This is a genomic window from Aerococcus agrisoli (assembly GCF_003797145.1).
Classification (GTDB): Bacteria; Bacillota; Bacilli; order Lactobacillales; family Aerococcaceae; genus Aerococcus; species Aerococcus agrisoli.
Window position 1 is genome coordinate 1 of the sequence record NZ_RKMG01000058.1, and the last position, 3,304, is coordinate 3,304.

Here is a 3,304-nt window from a genome sequence, read left to right on the forward strand (position 1 = left end):
AAAAGTATGAATTGTTCAGGTATCAAAATATAATCAAAGGATTTACCTATCTTAAATCATTTCAAGTTGACTTTTATAGAGAATAATATTAAGCTAAGGACAGATAAAGCGCTGGTATCCCTCAGGGGACCAGTACGACTAGCACCTCTGTCCTTAGTGGATGGAGGTGCTTTTTATTAAAGAATTTAGTGATTTAAATAGCCAATTAAATATTTTAAACCAGCGAGGTTTAATTATAAGGGATTTCAAGAAAGCAAAAAAATATTTACTTACTAATAATTATTACAATATTATCAATGGTTATAGTAAATATTTTCAAGTTTCTACTGACGTATATTACCCTAATGCAACATTCGAAGAAATAACACATCTTTATTTTTTTGATCAACAACTAAAACAATACACCTTTCGAACCATAAAAGACGCTGAAAATCATATTAAATCAATTACTGCATACTACTACGCAAAGTATTATCATAATGTTCCATATGCCTATCTTGAAGAAACTAATTATGCTAAGAAAAATATTGGTGAAATTAGAGACACTATAAAAGAATTTAATAAATTGCTTAACAAATATCGTAACAAAAAATCAAATAATCCAATAAAGCATCACACTAAACTTCATAATGATGTACCAATCTGGGTAATCATTCAGTATCTAACTTTTGGGCAACTATATTACTTTATTAAAAGTTTACCCGATACAATAAAATCAAAAATTTGTTCTTCACTATACAGCTTTTTAAAAAGCCATGATGTTAAAATAACTTCACCACTTACTAACGAAATACTCGATAGCCTATTAAAGAATATTTTAGAATTACGAAATAAGTGCGCTCACGATCAACGACTGATCAGTTTCTCATGTAAGGCTGATGTAAAATATTACAAAAATTTACATGAAAAATATGGGATAAAGAAAGAAGCTTCAGGTGAGAGAAGAGATTATTATAATACTTTTATCCTTTTGCAATGCTTCACAAGCAAAGCTCAATTTAATAAACTTCATAATTCCATTAGAAAAACACTGATGAACCTGGAGAAAAAAATCTCATCCATAGAAATAAACACACTTTTACAAGAACTAGGATTTCCAAACAATTGGCACAAAAAAATAGATAAGTTACCCCAATACTAATTTTTTAATCCGGATAACTTAAAAGACTTAGGATTTTTCTAAGGCTTTTTAATATTGCTATTTTTATTTAGAATTCTATCCACATCGTTTATAAAAACTGATAACAAATCACCTTTTCCAACAGATTTAACTCCTAAATCATGTCTCATTTGATTCATAACTTCTTCTAGCAACAATAAATTTTGTTGTGAATTTTCATTTTGCTCAGCACTAAGTGAATTTTTTCTGAAAATATTCCATTTTTTGACAACTTTAGGCGATCCCCATAAAATCAATTTGCTATTTACATCATTAATGTCTTTCATCAATTGTTCATTTGTATATTCATTTTTTTGGTTTAAGACTACATTATTTATTAAATTAATAAAGTCTGAATAAGGACTTTCCCTCTTTGCTGCTAAATATTCTCTTCTTTTAATTACACCATCAAAAATTTTTGAAAAAATAGAACTTAACAGCGTCAGGAATCCAGTAATTAATGCGACCAATACAACAACATCTATACTCGAGGTCATATTTCCGAGATATTCGAAACTATATTTTAATACTCTTGGGATAAAATCACTCAATATTAAAACTAAATATAAAAACTCAATAATTAGTAAAACAATTGCCAAACTATTCAAAAATAAATTTGAACTACTTGACCTTCCAATAATCATCAATAATATTACCAACGCCAAAAGAATGATAAAAAAGAACATACTAATTCTCCAATTCTAAAATAAATTTTGTACTCATAGACATTAGCTCCCTAGGTGATTACAAATATCTCTCCCGATTTTAATTGATGTTTATCCAAGTTTTATGTTAAGTGTTCACTTGATATTACTTTATAAGTCTTAATTCTTTATGAGTCTTTTGTACCATCCTCACATGGCGTTAAAATCTATCATCTAACAGATTGAATTTGTTCTATTATTAGTGTGGTATAGATACTATTCTGGTTAGTGAGAATTAATATATAATTTTGATATTTTCCGAATTACAAAATTATTATCTTCTTTCGCAATGTCATAGATAGCTTTAGACAACTTTTTATCCAACTTCTCTAATACATCTATCTTATGTACTATTTGGCTTTTGATCATAGCATTATCAGTATTCATGATACTCTGCAAATTTTTTCCAATCAGCTTTTTAAATCCTTTCTTCTCTATCAAAGTAAGTTGTAGATGCACATTATTCCAACGAACACTGATATTGTCTGAGTTAGCCCACAAAAGTGAGTATTGCAAGAATAAACTTTCCAGATTAGTTCGTATTTTAAAATTTTTATAATTATGAAGGAATATTAGTATCATTTTACATGCTTCAACCTGATTTCCTGGATTGGTAAGTATCGATAGAACTTGGGCAATTTCTGAAAATTTATTTTTTCCTAAACACTCTAACAATAATAAATGACTTAAAATTAGCATAGTACTATCTACATGGCTCATCATTGACTCAGTTGCGTGTTCATAATCTTGGAATTGTATGATTTGGGTAATCAATTCATTATTTCTCTCTATGATTGTTTCATCATACCTAAGTAGAAAAATCATAAGACGGTATGCATTCAATTTATCTTCCACTAATTGTTTTGACGATAAGACAGAATTAGATGTTACAGTGAATAACTCATCAATCGTTTGATTATCAATTCTTACATTTCCTATCCTTAAAATATTTTCTGATTCCAAATATATATTTGTTCCATATCCAGAATAAAGGCCATTTTTCCCTTGAGTAAAATTCCTATTACGAATATCTTTAATCTTCGATTTGATAAGATTTTCTTGTGATTTTTTATCTTTATTTTTTTCGAATAAATACTCATTAAAATAGAAGTCCGGCCACTCACGCTTAAGGTATGCCTCCATTTCGTCCTTCATTTCAAAATTATTGTTTCTCATTAGTAGAAATATAGTTTGAACATTCTTAAGTTCATTTGAATCATCGCTTTCTATTGCAAATTTAATAAGCGTTTTTATTGCTCTATTCAAATTATCAGTGTTAACCAATTCATAATTAACATTATTTTCAGATAACAATCTCAATACATCTAAGTTTTATCGATTATTTGCAGATTCTAATAAGGTTAATCCAAACTCTAAAATATAATCATCATTGATACGTTCATTAATTTTTTTTATACGACGAATTTACAATTTAAGTGCA

Annotated in this window: 3 protein-coding genes; 1 reads left to right on the forward strand and 2 read right to left on the reverse strand. The window is 27.9% G+C overall.

The genetic code is table 11. From position 1 onward, the window contains the following. Positions 1–166 precede the first annotated feature (166 nt). Complete coding sequence (locus EF384_RS09385; protein WP_233570089.1) at positions 167–1,141, forward strand: Abi family protein; 975 nt, start codon at positions 167–169, stop codon at positions 1,139–1,141. A 38-nt stretch (positions 1,142–1,179) separates the two neighbouring features. Here the strand turns inward: EF384_RS09385 and EF384_RS09390 are convergent, their stop codons facing one another. Together EF384_RS09390 and EF384_RS09395 are read right to left on the reverse strand one after the other, a co-directional pair. Next, positions 1,180–1,845, reverse strand: a complete 666-nt coding sequence (locus EF384_RS09390) for a hypothetical protein (protein ID WP_123781432.1) — start codon at positions 1,843–1,845, stop codon at positions 1,180–1,182. A gap of 243 nt (positions 1,846–2,088) precedes the next feature. Then, the gene (locus tag EF384_RS09395) at positions 2,089–3,177 is read right to left on the reverse strand and encodes a hypothetical protein (protein WP_148076708.1); all 1,089 of its coding nucleotides are present in this window, start codon (positions 3,175–3,177) and stop codon (positions 2,089–2,091) included. Positions 3,178–3,304: the final 127 nt, after the last annotated feature.